This window comes from Streptomyces sp. Q6, assembly GCF_036967205.1.
GTDB classification, from domain to species: domain Bacteria; phylum Actinomycetota; class Actinomycetes; order Streptomycetales; family Streptomycetaceae; genus Streptomyces; species Streptomyces citrinus.
Genome location: NZ_CP146022.1, coordinates 2,883,557 through 2,900,898, shown reverse-complemented (window position 1 = coordinate 2,900,898; position 17,342 = coordinate 2,883,557). Strand labels below are relative to the sequence as shown.

General features: G+C 71.5%; 12 protein-coding genes. 10 read left to right on the top strand and 2 right to left on the bottom strand.

What is annotated here, in order from left to right; genetic code table 11:
- Positions 1 to 203 precede the first annotated feature (203 nt).
- The 5 genes from V2W30_RS13520 (at position 204) to obgE (ending at position 8,325) form a co-directional block, all read left to right on the top strand.
- Positions 204 to 4,355 carry an Rne/Rng family ribonuclease gene (locus V2W30_RS13520; RefSeq protein WP_338696424.1) on the top strand — a complete coding sequence of 1,384 codons (4,152 nt, stop codon included), beginning with the start codon at positions 204 to 206 and terminating at the stop codon, positions 4,353 to 4,355.
- A gap of 257 nt (positions 4,356 to 4,612) precedes the next feature.
- Positions 4,613 to 5,941, top strand: coding sequence for a phospholipase D-like domain-containing protein (locus V2W30_RS13515; protein ID WP_338696422.1), 1,329 nt, complete (start codon positions 4,613 to 4,615; stop codon positions 5,939 to 5,941).
- A gap of 194 nt (positions 5,942 to 6,135) precedes the next feature.
- Positions 6,136 to 6,456 (top strand): 50S ribosomal protein L21, encoded by a 321-nt coding sequence (gene rplU / locus V2W30_RS13510; RefSeq protein ID WP_338696421.1) that lies wholly within the window; start codon positions 6,136 to 6,138, stop codon positions 6,454 to 6,456.
- A gap of 16 nt (positions 6,457 to 6,472) precedes the next feature.
- Positions 6,473 to 6,727, top strand: a complete 255-nt coding sequence (gene rpmA / locus V2W30_RS13505) for a 50S ribosomal protein L27 (protein ID WP_161306244.1) — start codon at positions 6,473 to 6,475, stop codon at positions 6,725 to 6,727.
- A 149-nt stretch (positions 6,728 to 6,876) separates the two neighbouring features.
- Positions 6,877 to 8,325, top strand: a complete 1,449-nt coding sequence (gene obgE / locus V2W30_RS13500; RefSeq protein WP_338696418.1) for a GTPase ObgE — start codon at positions 6,877 to 6,879, stop codon at positions 8,323 to 8,325.
- A 415-nt stretch (positions 8,326 to 8,740) separates the two neighbouring features.
- Here obgE and V2W30_RS13495 read toward each other — a convergent pair whose 3' ends face one another.
- A complete protein-coding gene (locus V2W30_RS13495) occupies positions 8,741 to 10,852 on the bottom strand; it encodes a hypothetical protein (protein WP_338696416.1) in 2,112 nt (703 codons plus the stop codon).
- A gap of 251 nt (positions 10,853 to 11,103) precedes the next feature.
- Between V2W30_RS13495 and proB the strand changes: the two genes are divergently transcribed.
- The 5 genes from proB (at position 11,104) to V2W30_RS13470 (ending at position 16,102) form a co-directional block, all read left to right on the top strand.
- Complete coding sequence (gene proB, locus V2W30_RS13490) at positions 11,104 to 12,231, top strand: glutamate 5-kinase (protein ID WP_338696415.1); 1,128 nt, start codon at positions 11,104 to 11,106, stop codon at positions 12,229 to 12,231.
- A 168-nt stretch (positions 12,232 to 12,399) separates the two neighbouring features.
- Entirely contained in the window at positions 12,400 to 12,870 is a 471-nt protein-coding gene (locus V2W30_RS13485; RefSeq protein WP_338696413.1) for a hypothetical protein, read from the top strand.
- A gap of 103 nt (positions 12,871 to 12,973) precedes the next feature.
- Positions 12,974 to 14,263: a glutamate-5-semialdehyde dehydrogenase gene (locus tag V2W30_RS13480; protein ID WP_338696411.1), complete on the top strand. Its 1,290-nt coding sequence runs from the start codon at positions 12,974 to 12,976 to the stop codon at positions 14,261 to 14,263.
- Positions 14,264 to 14,304: 41 nt separating this feature from the next.
- Positions 14,305 to 14,913, top strand: a complete 609-nt coding sequence (locus V2W30_RS13475) for a hypothetical protein (protein ID WP_338696409.1) — start codon at positions 14,305 to 14,307, stop codon at positions 14,911 to 14,913.
- A gap of 100 nt (positions 14,914 to 15,013) precedes the next feature.
- The gene (locus tag V2W30_RS13470) at positions 15,014 to 16,102 is read left to right on the top strand and encodes a hypothetical protein (RefSeq protein WP_338696407.1); all 1,089 of its coding nucleotides are present in this window, start codon (positions 15,014 to 15,016) and stop codon (positions 16,100 to 16,102) included.
- A gap of 102 nt (positions 16,103 to 16,204) precedes the next feature.
- Here the strand turns inward: V2W30_RS13470 and V2W30_RS13465 are convergent, their stop codons facing one another.
- Positions 16,205 to 17,302 carry a M48 family metallopeptidase gene (locus V2W30_RS13465; protein WP_338696405.1) on the bottom strand — a complete coding sequence of 366 codons (1,098 nt, stop codon included), beginning with the start codon at positions 17,300 to 17,302 and terminating at the stop codon, positions 16,205 to 16,207.
- Between the last annotated feature and the right edge of the window lie 40 nt (positions 17,303 to 17,342).

Sequence of the window (17,342 nt, the reverse complement as noted above, 5' to 3'; positions counted from 1 at the left end):
AGCGCACCCACCCAAGGACTTTCGCCAGGCCGTACGTACATCGCGTACCGGAACCGGCGAGAACAGACAGAGAGCCCCCGTGCGGCGCCCGCGCCCCGGACCGGCGGCCCTCGCGCCCTACCTACACGGCGCGAGCGAGCCGCGGACGTCACCGGTCATGGATCAGGCGCGGCGCCCGGGGGCCTGACGGGAGATCCACCCGCATGCCCGAGCCGACCGAACCCACCACTCCTGACGTGGACAGCCCCAGCGACACCCTGCCCCCGCGCCGTCGGCGCAGGGCCGCGTCGCGACCCGCGGGCCCGCCGCAGGGCGCCGCCGCCGAGACCGTGGCCGAGCAGGCCGCGCCGGCCATACCGGCCGCCGCCGACGAGACCGTCGAGGCCGAGACCCCCGAGACTTCCCCGGCCGCCGAGGCCCCTGCCCAGGACGCTGTCCCCGCAGGGCGCCCGCGCCGTCGCGCCACCCGCCGTTCCTCCGCGCCCGCCGGTTCCCCGGCCGCCGAGACGGCTGCCGCGGAGCCCGCCGAGGCCGCTGAGAGCGCCGCTCCGGCCGCCGAGCCGGTCGCCGCCGACGAGCCGCAGGACGCCGCGCCGCGCCGCGGCCGTCGCCGTGCCACCCGCGCCGTGGCCACGCCCACCGCGGAACAGGCCGCCGAGGCCGCCGCCGAACCGGTCGCCGCCGCGCCCGCCGCCGAGGAGGCGCAGGACGCCGAGGCCGCCGCGCCGCGCCGCCGTCGTCGCGCCACCCGCACCACCACCGCGCCCGCCGCCGAGGCGCCGGTCGCCGTCGCCGAGGAGCCCGCCGAGGCGCCGCGCGAGGCCGTCGCCGAGGAGCCGGCGGAGGACGCCGCCCCGCGTCGTTCGCGCCGCCGTGCCACCCGTGCCGTCTCCGCGCCGGAGGCCGAGGCCGCCCCGGTGGCCGCCGAGACCGCCGCGGCGCCGCAGGCTCCCGAGGCTTCCGAGGCCGAGGCCGCCGAGGTCGTCGAGGACGCGGCTCCGCGCCGTCGTCGTCGCGCCACCCGTACCGTGTCCACGCCCGCCGCCCCGGAGGTCGCCGACGTGGTCGCCGCCGAGCGGCAGGCGCCTCAGGCCGCTGAGGTCACCGAGACCGCCGAGGTCACCGAGTCCGCCGAGGACGCCGAGCCGCGTCGCGGTCGTCGCCGCGCGACCCGTAAGGCCGCGGGCGGCTTCGCCGAGCCGAGGGCCGCCCGGGGCGCGAAGGGGAAGTCCGCGTCGAAGGGCGACCGGGACGACGAGGGCGCGGGCCGTCCGAAGCGCCCGTCGATCGCCGTGTTCCAGGCGCCGGTCTTCACCGAGCCGATGTTCCAGACGCCGGAGCGCGCCGCCGCCGCTGCCGCGGCCGAGGCCGCCGAGGAGCCGGTCGCCGAGCCCGAGCAGGCTCCGGCCGCCGTGGCCGCGCCGGTCGCCGAGCCGGCCGTCGAGGAGGAGCAGGGCCCGCGCCGCCGTCGCCGTCGTCGCGCCACGGACGAGCAGCCCGCCGCCCCGCAGCCCGTCGAGCCCGAGCCGGCCGCCGAGGCCGAGGCCGACGTCGAGGACCAGGACGAGCAGGGCGAGGACCACGAGGACCACGAGGACCACGACGAGCACGGTGACCGGCCGACCCGTCGTCGCCGTCGCGGTGGCCGCCGTCGTCGTCGCGGCGAGTCCGCCGACGCCGACTCCGAGTCCGGCGCGTCCGAGGAGGACGCCGAGGATTCCGAGGACGCCGAGGACGCCGAGGACGAGGCCGACGAGCACGAGGCGCACGGGGACGAGCGCGAGGAGAGCGGCGGGTCCGGCTCCAGCAGCAGCCGTCGCCGTCGGCGCCGTCGCCGTCGCGCCGGTGACAGCTCCGTCGAGGCCGACCCGTCGACCGACGACCCGGAGCGCACCGTCGTCAAGGTCCGCGAGCCGCGCAAGAAGGAGAGCCACGCCGAGCGGTCGACCTCCGCGGACGAGGTGCAGTCCATCAAGGGCTCCACGCGTCTGGAGGCGAAGAAGCAGCGCCGCCGCGAAGGTCGTGAGCAGGGTCGCCGTCGCGTCCCGATCATCACCGAGGCCGAGTTCCTGGCGCGCCGCGAGGCCGTCGAGCGCGTGATGGTCGTCCGCCAGAACGGCGAGCGCACCCAGATCGGCGTGCTCGAGGACAACATCCTCGTCGAGCACTACGTCAACAAGGAGCAGTCGACCTCGTACGTCGGCAACGTCTACCTGGGCAAGGTCCAGAACGTGCTGCCGTCGATGGAGGCCGCCTTCATCGACATCGGCAAGGGCCGCAACGCGGTGCTCTACGCCGGTGAGGTCAACTTCGAGGCGCTCGGCATGGCCAACGGGCCGCGCCGCATCGAGTCCGCCCTCAAGTCCGGCCAGTCCGTGCTCGTGCAGGTCACCAAGGACCCGATCGGCCACAAGGGCGCCCGCCTGACCAGCCAGGTCTCGCTGCCCGGCCGCTACCTGGTCTACGTGCCCGAGGGCTCGATGACCGGCATCAGCCGCAAGCTGCCCGACACCGAGCGCGCGCGTCTGAAGACCATCCTCAAGAAGATCGTTCCCGAGGACGCGGGCGTCATCGTGCGCACCGCCGCCGAGGGCGCGAGCGAGGAGGAGCTGCGCCGCGACGTCGAGCGTCTTCAGGGCCAGTGGGAGGACATCCAGAAGAAGTCCAAGCAGATCTCGACGTCGTCGCCGAGCCTGCTGTACGGCGAGCCGGACATGACCGTCCGCGTCGTGCGCGACATCTTCAACGAGGACTTCTCCAAGGTCATCGTCAGCGGTGACGAGGCGTGGGACACCATCCACGGCTACGTGAACCACGTGGCGCCCGACCTGTCGGACCGGCTGTCCAAGTGGACGTCCGAGGTCGACGTCTTCGCGACGTACCGGATCGACGAGCAGCTCGCCAAGGCGCTCGACCGCAAGGTGTGGCTGCCGTCCGGCGGCTCCCTGGTGATCGACAAGACCGAGGCCATGATCGTGGTCGACGTCAACACCGGTAAGTTCACCGGCCAGGGCGGCAACCTCGAAGAGACCGTGACGAGGAACAACCTCGAGGCGGCTGAGGAGATCGTGCGGCAGCTGCGGCTGCGTGACCTCGGCGGCATCGTCGTCATCGACTTCATCGACATGGTCCTCGAGTCCAACCGCGACCTGGTGCTCCGCCGTCTGCTGGAGTGCCTGGGCCGTGACCGGACCAAGCACCAGGTGGCCGAGGTCACCTCGCTCGGCCTGGTCCAGATGACCCGTAAGCGCGTCGGCCAGGGTCTCCTGGAGTCCTTCTCCGAGACCTGCGTGCACTGCAACGGCCGTGGCGTCATCGTGCACATGGAGCAGCCCACCTCGGCCGGTGGCGGCGGCAAGCGCAAGAAGCGCGGCCGCGGCGGCAACGGCGGTGAGCAGGGCCACGAGCACACGCACGAGGTCGAGACCGCCGACACCGAGACGGAGACCGAGCCCGAGGTCGCCGTGGAGGCGGCCGAGCCGTCCGCGGCGGAGCCGCTGGTGGAAGCCTTCGTGCCGGACGAGGAGCTGTACTCCAGCCCCGCCGAGGCGGAGGCCGCGGCCGGCCGTGGTGGCCGCTCGCGTCGCCGTGCCACGCGCCGTGCGTCGGCCCCGGCCGGTGCCCCGAAGGCGGAGGCGGCCCCCAGGTCCGCCAAGGCGCCCAAGGAGCAGCGGGAGCCGCAGCAGGCTGCCGAGCCGGTCGTCGCCGAGGAGCCGAAGGAGGCCGAGGCCGTCCAGCCGCAGCCCGTCGAGCCCGCGCAGCCCGTCCAGCCCGCCCAGGAAGAGGCCCCCGCGCCCCGCTCGCGCCGTCGGGCGACGCGCAAGGCGTCGGCCCCGGCCGGGTCCCCGAAGGCGTCCTCCGAGGCCGCTGCCGAGGTGACGGTCGCCGAGGTGAAGGTCGTGGAGCCGGAGCCCGTCGTGGAGCCGGAGCCCGCGCCGGTCGTGGCCGAGGAGCCCCAGGCCGAGGCCGCCGCTCCGGCCCGTCCGCGCCGCCGCGCCGTCCGCAAGGCCACCGCGCCCACCGCGTCCGAGGAGGCGGCCGTCCTGGTCGTCCCGTCGGCCACGGAGGCGGCGGCCGAGGAGCCGAAGCCCGACGAGACGGTCCAGGCCGACGTCGAGGCCGAGGAGGCGCCCGCCGCCAAGAAGGCCGCCCGTAAGACGGCCAAGAAGGCGACGGCGAAGAAGGCCGCCACCACCAAGAAGACGGCCGCCAAGAAGACGACCGCCGCCAAGAAGACCACGGCCAAGAAGGCGGCCACCAAGAAGACGGCTGCCAAGAAGACGACCGCGAAGAAGACCGCGGCGGCCGAGCAGCAGTCGCTGCCGTCCGTCTCGGCCGCGGCCGACGAGGCCTGAGGCACCCGCCCGGGCGACCGGGCACAGCGACACCCCCGCACAGCACGTTGTGCGGGGGCGTCGTTTTTTGTGCGCGCAAGTCGGGCATTGCCGTGGTTTTCGGTGGCGTAAGCGATCGGAGAGGCACCAAAGAACACCGGATTCACCCCCCGCCTCTTGGAGCGCGGTGAACTACCTGTAAAACTCATCCAGTCGTAGAAGTGAATGCAGGGGCGTCGGTTGGGGAGACGGACGTCCGTGCCAGGGGAGGGATTGCCATGGCGCACGTGCGTCTCAGAGGTACGGGACGGCACCGTGCCGTGAAGCAGGCCAAGGGCGGACGGCAGGCGGTGGCGATAGCCACCGTGCTCTCGGCCGCCGGTGTGCAGGCGGGGGTCTCGGCGTCCACCGCGTCGGCCGAGACGCCGACCTGGACCGAGGGGCCGATCTTCAACAACCCGCTGGGTACGACCGACGAGCAGTACGCGATACGCACCCGGCTGATCCAGCTGACGGACGCCGCGCTGCCCGGTTCGTACATCAAGGTCGCCGTCTACCACGTGTGGGAGCAGTCGGTCGTCAACGCGCTGGTGCGCGCCAAGGCGCGCGGTGTGAACGTGCAGATCCTGCTCGACTCCACCAGCAAGACCGACCGCCCGGACAACACGATGTACGCGCAGCTGGTGGCGGCGCTCGGCACCAGCCGCACCGCCTCGTCGTTCGTGCAGCTGTGCCCGCAGGACAAGTCGTGCCTGGGCGACCCCAAGTTCGGCAAGTCGATCATGCACAACAAGTTCTGGCTGTTCTCGGCGGTCGAGGGCGCCACGAACGTCGTCGTGCAGACGACGTCGAACTCGACGCCGTCGGCGAGCACGCGGTTCTTCAACGACGCGCTCCAGCTGCCCAACAACAAGGTCCTGTACGGCGCGTACTCCGACTACTTCGCCGACATGGTCGACAAGGACTGGGCGAACTGGGACTACCGGACCGTCAGCAACGGCCACTACAAGGCGTACTTCTTCCCGCGGGCCGGCACCACCAACGCCTCGGACACGCTGTACTCGGTCCTCAACAACGTGTCGTGCACGTACAAGGACGCGGCGACCGGCACCACGAAGCGGACCGTCGTGCGCGCCGCGATCTTCCAGATCACCCGGCAGGCCATCGCGGACAAGCTCGTCTCGCTGAAGAAGGCCGGCTGCACGGTCCAGATCGAGTACGCGACGGCCGACAGCGGCACGTGGGCGTCGATGCACTCCACGGGCGCCCCGCCGGCGCGCTGCTACAACGACGACCGCGACCCGCTGAACCCGGGGGTGAAGCTCGGGACGCCGTTCATCATCCACACCAAGTACGTGGCGATCGACGGCATGTACGACGGCGCCCGCAACAAGATCACGTTCACGGGCTCGCAGAACGCCTCGAACCCGGCGCTGCGCGAGAACGACGAGGCGTACGTCAAGATCGACGACGACTCCGTGCACAACACGTACGTGGGACACTTCAACAGTGTCTGGAACGTCGCCTACCCGGGTGCCTCCGACAACACGAACCTGTGCAAGGGAGTCAAGACCCTGCCGCAGGACGGTGAGGGGAAGACCACCTGAGCCCCGCGGTCAGGGGGCCGGTTTGACCCTTCTGATGGGTGACCCGTAACCTTGACCGTCGGCGTGTCCATAGACGCGCTTCACTCCCGTAAACCTTCTTCCTCGTGCAACCCGGGTCTCCCCGTGGATGCGTGAGAGGCCGCCTCGTGCGGCTGGACTGCGGGGGTTCCGTTCCGAGCGAAAGAGAGATCCGCGTGTACGCCATCGTGCGCAGCGGTGGTCGCCAGCACAAGGTTGCTGTCGGCGACATCGTTGAGGTTGACAAGATTTCCACCGGCAAGGTTGGCGACACCGTAGAGCTCTCTACGCTGCTCGTTGTCGACGGCGACGCCGTGACCAGCGACCCGTGGGTGCTGGCCGGGATCAAGGTTCAGGCCGAGATCGTGGACCACCACAAGGGTGCGAAGATCGACATCCTTCGCTACAAGAACAAGACCGGCTACCGCCGTCGTCAGGGCCACCGCCAGCAGTACACGGCGATCAAGGTCACTGAGATCCCCGCGGCTGCGAAGTAAGGGTAGGGACTGAGACATGGCACACAAGAAGGGCGCATCGTCCACTCGGAACGGGCGCGATTCCAATGCTCAGCGGCTCGGTGTGAAGCGCTTCGGCGGTCAGACCGTGAACGCCGGTGAGATCCTGGTCCGCCAGCGCGGCACCCACTTCCACCCGGGCAACGGCGTCGGCCGTGGCAAGGACGACACCCTGTTCGCGCTCGACGCCGGCGCGGTGGAGTTCGGTACCCACCGCGGCCGCAAGGTCGTGAACATCGTCCCGGTCGCCTGAATCGCCTGACGGCGCTTCGACCCGGATTTTCGCGAGGCGGACCTCACTTCCCTTTCGGGAAGCGGGTCCGCCTTTCGCGTGTTGAGCTGTAGACATTCCCGTACGCCCCCCACCTTCGGCCGGGGGGACCCCCCAGGAGGCACTGACCAATGACCACCTTCGTGGACCGCGTCGAGCTGCATGTCGCCGCGGGTAGCGGGGGCCACGGCTGTGCCTCCGTCCACCGTGAGAAGTTCAAGCCGCTCGGCGGCCCGGACGGCGGCAACGGCGGCCGTGGCGGCGATGTGATCCTGGTCGTCGACCAGGACGTCACGACGCTCCTCGACTACCACCACTCCCCGCACCGCAAGGCCACCAACGGCGCCCCCGGCGCCGGTGACCACCGCTCCGGCAAGGACGGCCAGGACCTGGTCCTGCCCGTGCCGGACGGCACGGTCGTCCTCGACAAGCAGGGCAACGTGCTGGCCGACCTGGTCGGCCAGGGCACCACCTTCGTCGCCGCCCAGGGCGGCCGCGGCGGCCTCGGCAACGCGGCGCTGGCCTCGGCCCGCCGCAAGGCGCCCGGCTTCGCGCTGCTCGGTGTCCAGGGCGACATGCGTGACGTCGTCCTGGAGCTGAAGACCGTCGCGGACGTGGCGCTCGTCGGCTACCCGAGCGCGGGCAAGTCCTCGCTGATCTCGGTGCTCTCGGCGGCCAAGCCGAAGATCGCCGACTACCCGTTCACGACCCTCGTCCCGAACCTGGGCGTGGTCACCGCCGGCGACACCGTGTACACGATCGCCGACGTGCCCGGTCTGATCCCCGGCGCCAGCCAGGGCAAGGGTCTCGGCCTGGAGTTCCTGCGCCACGTCGAGCGCTGCTCGGTCCTCGTGCACGTCCTCGACACGGCGACCCTGGAGTCCGACCGCGACCCCGTCTCCGACCTCGACGTCATCGAGGCGGAGCTGCGGGAGTACGGCGCGGGCCTGGAGAACCGGCCGCGGCTCATCGTCCTCAACAAGATCGACGTGCCCGACGGCCAGGAGCTCGCCGAGATGGTCAGGCCCGACCTGGAGGCGCGCGGCTACCGCGTCTTCGAGGTGTCGGCCATCGCCCACAAGGGCCTCAAGGAGCTCTCGTTCGCGCTCGCCGAGCTGGTGGGCGCGCACCGTGCCGCGAAGCCCAAGGAGGAGTCGACCCGCGTCGTCATCCGTCCGAAGGCCGTGGACGACGCGGGCTTCACCGTCAAGCGCGAGGAGCTCGAGGGCGAGCCGGTGTTCCGGGTGCGCGGCGAGAAGCCGGAGCGCTGGGTGCGCCAGACCGACTTCAGCAACGACGAGGCCGTGGGTTACCTCGCGGACCGCCTCAACCGCCTCGGCGTCGAGGAGGAGCTGATGAAGGCCGGTGCCCGCAGTGGCGACGGCGTCGCCATCGGCCCCGAGGAGAACGCGGTCGTCTTCGACTGGGAGCCCACCATGATGGCGGGCGCCGAGATGCTGGGCCGCCGTGGCGAGGACCACCGGATGGAGGCCCCGCGTCCGGCCGAGCAGCGCCGGCGCGACCGGCAGGCCGCGCGCGACGAGGCGCAGCAGGAGTTCGACGACTTCAAGCCGTTCTAGGTTCGCTGCCGGCGACGTGGTCGAGGCAAGGGCCGCACCCCTCGGGGTGCGGCCCTTCCGCGTTCCAGGGGCTGGACCAGCACGTTCTTGTAGAAGAGGTTCGAGCGGCGGTCGCCCGCGAGGCCCGAGGCGAAGCCCAGGAAGAGGCAGGCCCCGCCGTCGACCGTCTTGTGGATCGCCAGGCCCTCCGGCTCGCGGAAGGTCGGCGTCGAGCCCGCCTTGGTGATGACGGGGGACGATCAGGCGGTTGTTCACCGGGTCCATGGCGCAGGTGAACTCGTTCGCCGTGGCGACCGGAGTGTGCTTGGCCGGCGGCGAGGACGTGGTGTGGGAACCTGGCGCGAGGGGCCCGGGAGTCTTCTCCCGGGCCCCTCGTTCTGTCGGTGCGGCGCGGCTGCCGTGCCCGCGCCGGCGGTTACGCCGTGACCGCGTCCTCGGAGTCGGACGCCGCCTCGGCGCCTTCGGCCGCCTCCGCCGCCGTGGCTTCGGCGACCTGCTCCTCGATGGAGTCCTCACGCTGCGAGGGGATCTCCGCGTCGCCGCGCTCGGCCATCCGCACCCGGCGCTCGTCGGCCCGCTCGCACAGCGCGCGCACGGCGTCGTTGAAGCGGTCCATGGAAGGCGGGTCGGAGGGGCCCAGGAGGTGCTCCTTGAGCTCCAGACGCGCTTCGGCGTACGCGTCCTCGGTCTCGCCGCGAACGGCCGCGAGAAGGGCAGGTACGCCCTTCGCCTTCGGCGTCAGGATCGTCGCGGCGCTCACCGTCGGGAAGCCGGTGCGGAAGTCCGCCTCCGACAGCCCCGAGGTGTTGGCGACGGCGTACGGCTTCTCGCTGCTCAGCCAGTCGGAGACGACCGAGGAGACGTCGGAGATCAGGACGTCGGCCTGGTTGAAGCAGGTGAAGATGGCCGGCCGGGCCTCGGTGACGATCAGGTGCTCCCACTCGGGGAACGACGCCCAGTACGCCCGCTCCCACGCGGCGGTCGCCTCGGCCACGGCCGCGGCGCGGTCACCGTCGGGCGCGCCCTGGAGCATCATCTTCTCCATCTCGTCCGCACTGGTGCGGAACGCGGTGGAGGTGAGCCGGTCGAGGGTCGCGGCGGCGCGGGTCAGCTCGGCGGCGGCCTCGGGGCCCGGACGGGCGCCCGAGCGGCGGGTGTTGGCCTCGCGGATCATCGCCATGATGCGCTGGTTGGCCTCGCCCGCGGCGGGGACCTGCGAACCGGTCATCGGGTGCGGCTTGTAGATCAGCCGCACCTTCTCGTCGGCGAGCAGGTGCCGCACGATGTTCTCGCCGGCCAGGATCACGGACGTGTTGCCCGGGTTGCCGTCCCAGCCCTCCCAGGTGGGGGCGTAGAGGACGGTGGTGTACGCGCCCTTCGCCGGACCGGTGCCGACGGTGATGGGGGAGAGCTGCGGGCGGCCCACCTCCACGACGTCCTTGTCCTCGACGCCGACGTCGGCCAGCTGGTAGCGGTCGCGGGCCGCGGCGCCCGCCACCCACACCTCGTCGTACGCCTTCGCGTACGGGTTGCAGGAGCTGAGCTTGTCGGACTCGCCGTGGTTGATGAAGGCGTGCTTGATCGTGGGGATGCGCAGCACCTGCGAGGTCTTCGCGGCGTTCGCCGGGTGCAGCATCATCTTCAGCGTCGAGTTCTCCAGGGAGAACATCGTGGCGACCTTGGGGAAGCAGATGATCGGCACGTCGGTCGCGTCGATCTTGTTCACCATGAAGCGCTCACGCAGCACGATGAGCGGCTTGCCGTCGACGTCGGCGAGCGTGGAGAGCCACATGTTCGCCTGGTACGCGGAGGTCGTGCCGCCGGAGAAGTACATGGCCACGGTCGGCTGGTAGGCGGCCAGCCACTGGTCCAGCCACTCCATGACCTTCTGCTCGCTCAGCGCCCGCTTCCTGGGCAGCAGCCAGGTGGCCAGGTAGAGCATGCCGCCGCCGAACAGCGCGATCGACAGGCCGATGCCGATGCCGCCCCAGAACGCGTCGGTGGTGGCGGCCGTGAGGAGCAGCCCCGCCGTGGAGGGGATCGAGAAGGCCAGCATGCGGTGGCTGGCGCGGCGGGCCAGGATGCGCGGCGGCGCGGCGGACAGGCGCAGCGCCGAGGCGTCGATGTTGCGGGTGACGATCGGCAGGGTCCGGGTGCGGCGCACCAGGACCGCGGCGGCCTGGCAGCCGAAGTGCAGCACATAGACGGCGAGCAGCGCGATGAGCAGCGGCGCCTGCTCGCCGAGCGGGTCGATGCCGTCGATGCGCAGCAGGCCGACCAGGATCAGCATGTCGCGCAGCAGCTGCCGCACGGTCACGTCGAAGCGGATCTTGCCCAGGAGGGACAGCAGGCCCGGCTGCTTGAACTGGAGATACGTGTCGAGGGCGAGGCCGGCCGCACTCGCGGCGACAAACACGGGAACGTACGGAACGAGCGCGCTGACGAGCTGGGCCACATAGAGCGCGAACATCGTGAACAGCACTGAGAGCTGCACGACGCGGCGCGAGGCAAGTCCGGCGGAGGGCACGGGCTGGGCTCCTGGCAGGGGGTCGAAGGGTGGGGGGACCAGTGGGGGTTGATCCGCCTCGGTGAAAAGGCTGACCACTGACCGTATGACTTTCAGCGGTCCCGTAGCAATCCTCCGTGACATCAATCACCAGATAAAGGGGCAAAGGGTACGGAACGCAGGGGACCAAATACCCGTCGGGCCGGCCCGGTCCTGTCCGCCCCTCGAAACCCGAGAGCGTCCGGATGACCACGTCACGTAAATTGCGAGCCATGTCAGGGGCAAGGCAGGGCGTCGCGGACGCGCGCCGGATCGTGGTCAAGGTCGGATCGTCGTCGCTCACCACGGCCGCGGGGGGACTGGACGCGGACCGCGTCGACGCCCTCGTGGACGTGCTGGCGAAGCACCGGAGCGGGGGAGAGAAGGAGATCGTCCTCGTCTCCTCCGGCGCCATCGCGGCCGGTCTCGCGCCACTGGGACTGACCCGCCGCCCCAAGGACCTCGCCCGCCAGCAGGCCGCGGCCAGCGTCGGGCAGGGACTCCTCGTCGCCCGCTACGCCGCCTCCTTCGCGCGCTACGGCGTCCGCGTCGGCCAGGTCCTGCTCACCAGCGACGACATGGCGCGCCGCGCCCACCACCGCAACGCCTCGCGCACCCTCGACCAGCTCCTCGCGATGGGTGCCTTCCCGATCGTCAACGAGAACGACACCGTCGCCACCGACGAGATCCGCTTCGGCGACAACGACCGGCTCGCCGCCCTCGTCGCCCACCTCGTCCACGCGGACCTCCTCGTCCTGCTCTCGGACGTCGACGGGCTCTACGACGGCGATCCCGCCAAGCCCGGCACCTCGCGCATCGCCGAGGTGCGCGGCCCCGCCGACATAGAGCACGTCAAGATCGGCTCCGCCGGGAAGGCGGGCGTCGGCACCGGCGGCATGGTCACCAAGGTCGAGGCCGCGTCCATCGCCGCGGCGGCCGGTATCCCCGTGGTCCTCACCAGCGCCAGCCACGCCGCCGACGCGCTCGCCGCCCGCGACACCGGCACGTACTTCCACCGCACCGGCCGGCGCAGCGCCGACCGCCTCCTGTGGTTGCAGCACGCCTCGACGCCGCAGGGCGCGATCACCCTGGACGACGGTGCCGTACGGGCCGTGGTCGAGCGGCGCACGTCACTGCTGCCCGCGGGGATCGCCGCCGTGGAGGGTGAGTTCAGCGCGGGGGACCCCGTCGAGCTGCGCGACGTCGGCGGCCGGGCGATCGCCCGCGGGCTGGTCAACTTCGACGCGAAGGAGATCCCGCAGCTGATCGGCCGGTCCACCCGGGAACTGGCCCGCGACCTCGGTCCCGCGTACGAGAGGGAAGTCGTACACAGGGACGATCTGGTCCTCCTCCGGGCTTGAACCGCGGCCTTCCGCCTTCGAAACCACCTGTGTGAACGGCCGAAAGCCTGCCACCCGTGGGGGACCTTCCCCAAAACCACCCCACGAAGCTCCGTGGCCTGGTCAACTCTTGTGGCAGGGAGTTCACGCAGGGAAGTTCCGCACGACCATTGCGCAAAGGAGGCCGTCGTGAGACGAGCGCGCCCGGGGGCCAAGGTGTCCCGAGGGTCGGCGGAGCGGGCACTGACCAGCGTGGCCGCGGGAGAGTCGTACGAGCCGGGCGCCGCCGGTGAATCCACGGACGGCGTGGCCGAAGAAGGCCCCCGGCTCTGGCACATCACGCTCAGCGTCTCCGGTGCCGAGGCGCCCCTCGCGGAGATCCGCCGCGGGCTCGAACAGCTCGCCCACGACCACCCCTTCCTGCTGACCAGCCGCTACGCGGTCGACCACGCGGAGATCCGCTACTGGGAAGAGGCCCGCGACCTCCACGACGCGGCCGCCGTCGCCCTGCGCCTGTGGGGCGAACACCGCCAGACCTCGCAGCTGCCGCCGTGGGAGATCGTCGGCCTGGAGGTCATCGACCGCCAGACCTACCACCAGCGCATCGCGGAGGGCTACGGCCCGCTGCCGGCCACCCCCGTCGGCGTGCACCCGTTCTGACCGTGCTCCCGGCGGCAGGGGCGCGCCCGGCCCGTTTTCGGCCATGTCTCAGCACCCGAAACATGTGCGGGACGCCCACCGCGCCCCCGTTACGCTGCGGAGCATGACGTCGCCTTCGCTGAACCCGTACGACTCGCTGACCCCGGTCACCCAGGCCGCCTACCGCGCCCGCGCCGCCGCGAACGACCTCGCCCCGCTGCCGCGCGCCGAGAAGGACGACGCCCTCGCGGCGATCGCCGACGCCCTGGAAGTCCGTACGGCCGAGATCGTCAAGGCCAACGCCAAGGACATCGCCCGCGCCCGTGAGGCGGGCACGTCCGAGTCGATCATCGACCGGCTGACGCTGACCCCGGAGCGCGTGCGGGCCATCGCCTCCGACGTGCGCGACGTCATCGCCCTGCCCGATCCGGTCGGCACCGTCGTGCGCGGCAACACCCTGCCGAACGGCATCGACCTGCGCCAGGTCCGCGTCCCGCTCGGCGTCGTCGGCATCATCTACGAGGCCCGGCCGAACGTCACCGTGGACGCCGCCGCCCTCTGCCTCAAGTCGGGCAACGCCGTGCTGCTCCGCGGCAGCTCATCGGCGTACGAGTCGAACACCGCGCTCGTGCGTGTGCTGCGCGACGCCGTCGGCGGCAGCGGCCTGCCCGCCGACGCGATCCAGCTCGTGCCCGGCGAGTCCCGCGACTCCGTCACCGAACTGATGCGCGCCCGCGGCCTCGTCGACGTCCTGATCCCGCGCGGCGGCGCCTCGCTGATCAAGAACGTCGTGGAGAACTCGATCGTCCCCGTCATCGAGACCGGCACCGGCAACTGCCACGTGTACGTCGACGCGGCCGCCGACATCGACATGGCCGTCGACATCCTGATCAACTCCAAGGCGCAGCGGCCCTCCGTCTGCAACGCCGCCGAGACGCTCCTCGTCCACCAGGACATCGCCGACGCGTTCGTGCCGCGCGCCCTGGACGCGCTCGCCGACGCGGGCGTCACCGTCCACGCGGACCCGCGGATCCTCGCGTACGCCCCGCAGTCCAAGGCGACCGTCGTCGAGGCGCACCACGACGACTGGGAGACCGAGTACCTCTCGTACGACATCGCGGCCGCCGTCGTCGACGACCTCGACAAGGCCGTCGAGCACATCCGGCTCTGGTCCTCGGGCCACACCGAGGCGATCGTCACCACCTCGCAGGCGGCCGCCCGCCGCTTCACCCAGCTCGTCGACTCCACGACGGTCGCGGTCAACGCCTCGACGCGGTTCACCGACGGCGGCCAGTTCGGCTTCGGCGCGGAGATCGGGATCTCCACCCAGAAGCTGCACGCCCGCGGCCCCATGGGCCTGCCGGAGCTGACCAGCACCAAGTACATCGTCACGGGGGACGGACACATCCGTTAAGCAGCGTCAGTTTCGGTGAATTCCCTTACCGTCTGCCCAAATTGACCCCTCAGGTCTACTCTGGACGGGTGCCGGAGGACGTGGGGGGCAGGCCGTTTCCGGACGGCTGGGAGCCCGACGACGACCACGACCGCGGGGGCTGGGACGAAGAGTTCGCCTCCGTGGTCTTCGACGAGGACTTCGTGAAGGCCGCCGAGGTCCATGAGCCCACCGCGGTGGAGCGACTGCTCGCCGCGGCGCAGGCCCGTGCCGAGGCCCAGGAGTCCGAGGCCCGCAGGGCGCGCATACGCCGCGGCCCCGACGACGACTTCTACGAGGACGGCGACGGGTTCATCTCGGACGGCGCGGACGAGTTCGACCGCGACCTCGACGAGCTGTACGAGGAGGAACTCGCCCGGGAGGGCCGGCCCGGCCCGTACTCCGGGATGGTCCGCTGGCGCAGGCCCGTCGCCTGGGCACTCGCCCTCCTCATGGGCATCGGCATGGTCGCCCTCGCCTTCACCGCGGTCTACCGCGGCGCCGCCTCGGGCCGCCAGGACCGGGTGCCGCCCCCGGCCACGACCGAACTGGAGAAGAGCCTCCCCGGCCCGCCTTCCGCCTCCGCCGACTACTCCCAGCCTGCGGTTTCGGCGGTGCCCCGGACCCCCTGACCGGCTCCGGGGCGGCTGCCGCGCGACGGTGTGAGCGGCTGTCGGAACTTGTCGTGTACCAGGGCGTTTACCTGAGGTCCCGGAGACCTACCCTGAAGGTATGGGCGGGCCAGGAGACCCACCGGAGGGGACACCGGAAGGCACCCCCGGCGGTGGCAGCGGGAGCGAGGACGAATACCGATCCGTCGTGTTCGACGAGTCGTTCGTCAAAGCTGCCCGTCTCCAGGAGTTCTCCGCCCAGGAGCGCATCACCGACCACGCGCCCGCCGTACGCCGCACCCCCGCGCTGCGCCGCGGCCTGACCAGGCAGGCTGTCATCCTCGTCGCCCTGATCGTGATCGCCTTCGGCACCGCGATCTACATGGGCGTACGCAGCCCGTACCGCACGGTCCCCGTCGCCCGGCACACCGATCCGCTGCGCATGACCGTCATCCCGCTCGCCCCGGCCGGCAAGGTGCCCGGCTCCGTCTCCGTCGCCGACCTGTACGCGCACAGCCCCGCGGCGCACTTCCACGTCGCCGCCGGGGGGATAACGCTGCCCACGTCGATCCGCCGCACCACGCACTTCTCCGACAGCCAGGTCGTCACCGCGCTGACCACCGCGAAGGACTACCTCGTCGACTCCTCGCTCGACCCGGACGTGCTCACCGGAGGGTCCGTGCGCCCCGTACGCACGCTCGTCGACCCGCAGCAGCTCGGCCAGTTCGACCGGAGCTTCGACAAGCCGACCGCCGACGGACGGCACGCGGCCACCGGCTGGCTGGTCCGCTTCGACCCGGCCCAGGCCGAGCTCGCCGACCCGCACATCCGCGTCCGGGGCGCGCTCCAGGTCGCGGAGACCGACGCGGACACCCTCGAAGTGACCTCGGACCACACGTTCGTGTACGCGCTGCGGCCCGCGGGCGCCGCCACCGGGGCGAAGGCCTCCCTGTTCACGGTCCGGCGCGAACTGCACTTCCGCTTCGACCGCGACGACCTGCGCAACCACCAGGCCGAACTGCTCGTGTCCTACGTCCAGGCCGGGCCGCTCGCCTGCGCCGCGGACTCGGCCGAGCATCTGCACCCGCTGCTCGCGGGGCAGACGGCGAAGAAGGACGGCCCGGCGGGCACCGACCCGTACGCGACGGGCAGTGCGACCGCGTCCGCGCTGTGCGGCGCGCTCGCACCGAGTGCCCAGCCGTCCGTCTAGGCGCCGTACCGACGCCTGTCGTGAGGGCAGGCGCCGTACCGGCGCCTGCCCTCACGACCTCTTCCCTCACGTCGTCACGTCGTCACGTCGTGACGGGTGAGGTCACTCGTCGTCGCGGGTTCCGTGGTTGCCCGCGTTGTCCCCGCCGGCGGCGCCGCCGTTGGTCCCGCCGAAGTTCCCGAAGCCGCGCCGCACCCGGCCGCCGAGGTCGCCCGCGCCGCCCGCGATGTCGCTGACCAGCTTCATCAGCGGGTCCTTCGAGTTCTTCATGTGATCCGAGTAGTGCGAGGCCGACTCGCGGAACGAGTCGGTCACCGAGGTGTCCTTGTCCTCGGCGCGGCGCGGGTAGTGCCCGTCCATCAGCCGCTGGTAGTCGCGGGTCCCGGCCCACTTCTTCAGCTCGGCGGCGCGCACCGTGGTGAAGGGGTGCGAGCGCGGCATCACGTTCAGGATCTTCAGGACCGAGTCGCGCAGATCGCCCCCGGCCTCGTACTCCTCGGCCTGCTTGAGGAACGCGTCCACGTTCATCTCGTGCAGGTGGTTGCCGCCCGCGATCTTCATCAGGCCGCGCATGGAGGCCTGGAGGTCCTGTCCGACCAGCAACCCGGCCCGGTCCGCGGAGAGTTCGGACTTGCGGAACCACTCGCGCAGCGCCGTCACGATCGCCATGATCGCGAGGTTGCCGAGCGGGATCCACGCGACGCGGAGCGCCAGGCTGGTGAGGAACAGCAGTATCGTCCGGTAGACCGAGTGGCCCGAGAGCGCGTGGCCGACCTCGTGGCCGACGACCGCCCGCATCTCCTCCTCGTCGAGCAGCTCCACGAGACCGGTCGTCACGACGATGATCGGCTCGTCGAGACCGATGCACATCGCGTTCGGCTGCGGGTCCTGATTGACGTACATCGGGGGGACCTTCTCCAGGTCCAGGATGTAACAGGCGTCCCGCAGCATCGCGTTGAGGTGCGCGAACTGCTCGTCGGAGACACGCACCGAGTCCGACAGGAACAGCAGACGCAGGCTGCGCTCCGGCAGCAGACCGCTCAGCGCCTTGAAGACCGTGTCGAAGCCGGTGAGCTTGCGCAGCGCCACCAGGGCGGAGCGGTCCGCGGGGTGCTCGTACGCCCGCGAGGAGATCCCGGGGAAGCGCCTGCGCTGCCTGCTGGGTACGTTCTCGTGCTCTTCGTTCGGTACGTCGGGCATGCGGCCCCCCATGGTGTGTGTGGTTGTGCCCCCGAGACGG

Excerpts from the sequence above, each read along its gene's own strand:
- V2W30_RS13520 (WP_338696424.1), top strand. The coding sequence starts at position 204 with ATGCCCGAGCCGACCGAACCCACCACTCCTGACGTGGACAGCCCCAGC.
- V2W30_RS13515 (WP_338696422.1), top strand. The coding sequence starts at position 4,613 with ATGGCGCACGTGCGTCTCAGAGGTACGGGACGGCACCGTGCCGTGAAG.
- rpmA (WP_161306244.1), top strand. The coding sequence starts at position 6,473 with ATGGCACACAAGAAGGGCGCATCGTCCACTCGGAACGGGCGCGATTCC.
- obgE (WP_338696418.1), top strand. The coding sequence starts at position 6,877 with ATGACCACCTTCGTGGACCGCGTCGAGCTGCATGTCGCCGCGGGTAGC.
- proB (WP_338696415.1), top strand. The coding sequence starts at position 11,104 with ATGTCAGGGGCAAGGCAGGGCGTCGCGGACGCGCGCCGGATCGTGGTC.
- V2W30_RS13480 (WP_338696411.1), top strand. The coding sequence starts at position 12,974 with ATGACGTCGCCTTCGCTGAACCCGTACGACTCGCTGACCCCGGTCACC.
- V2W30_RS13470 (WP_338696407.1), top strand. The coding sequence starts at position 15,014 with ATGGGCGGGCCAGGAGACCCACCGGAGGGGACACCGGAAGGCACCCCC.
- V2W30_RS13465 (WP_338696405.1), bottom strand. The coding sequence starts at position 17,302 with ATGCCCGACGTACCGAACGAAGAGCACGAGAACGTACCCAGCAGGCAG.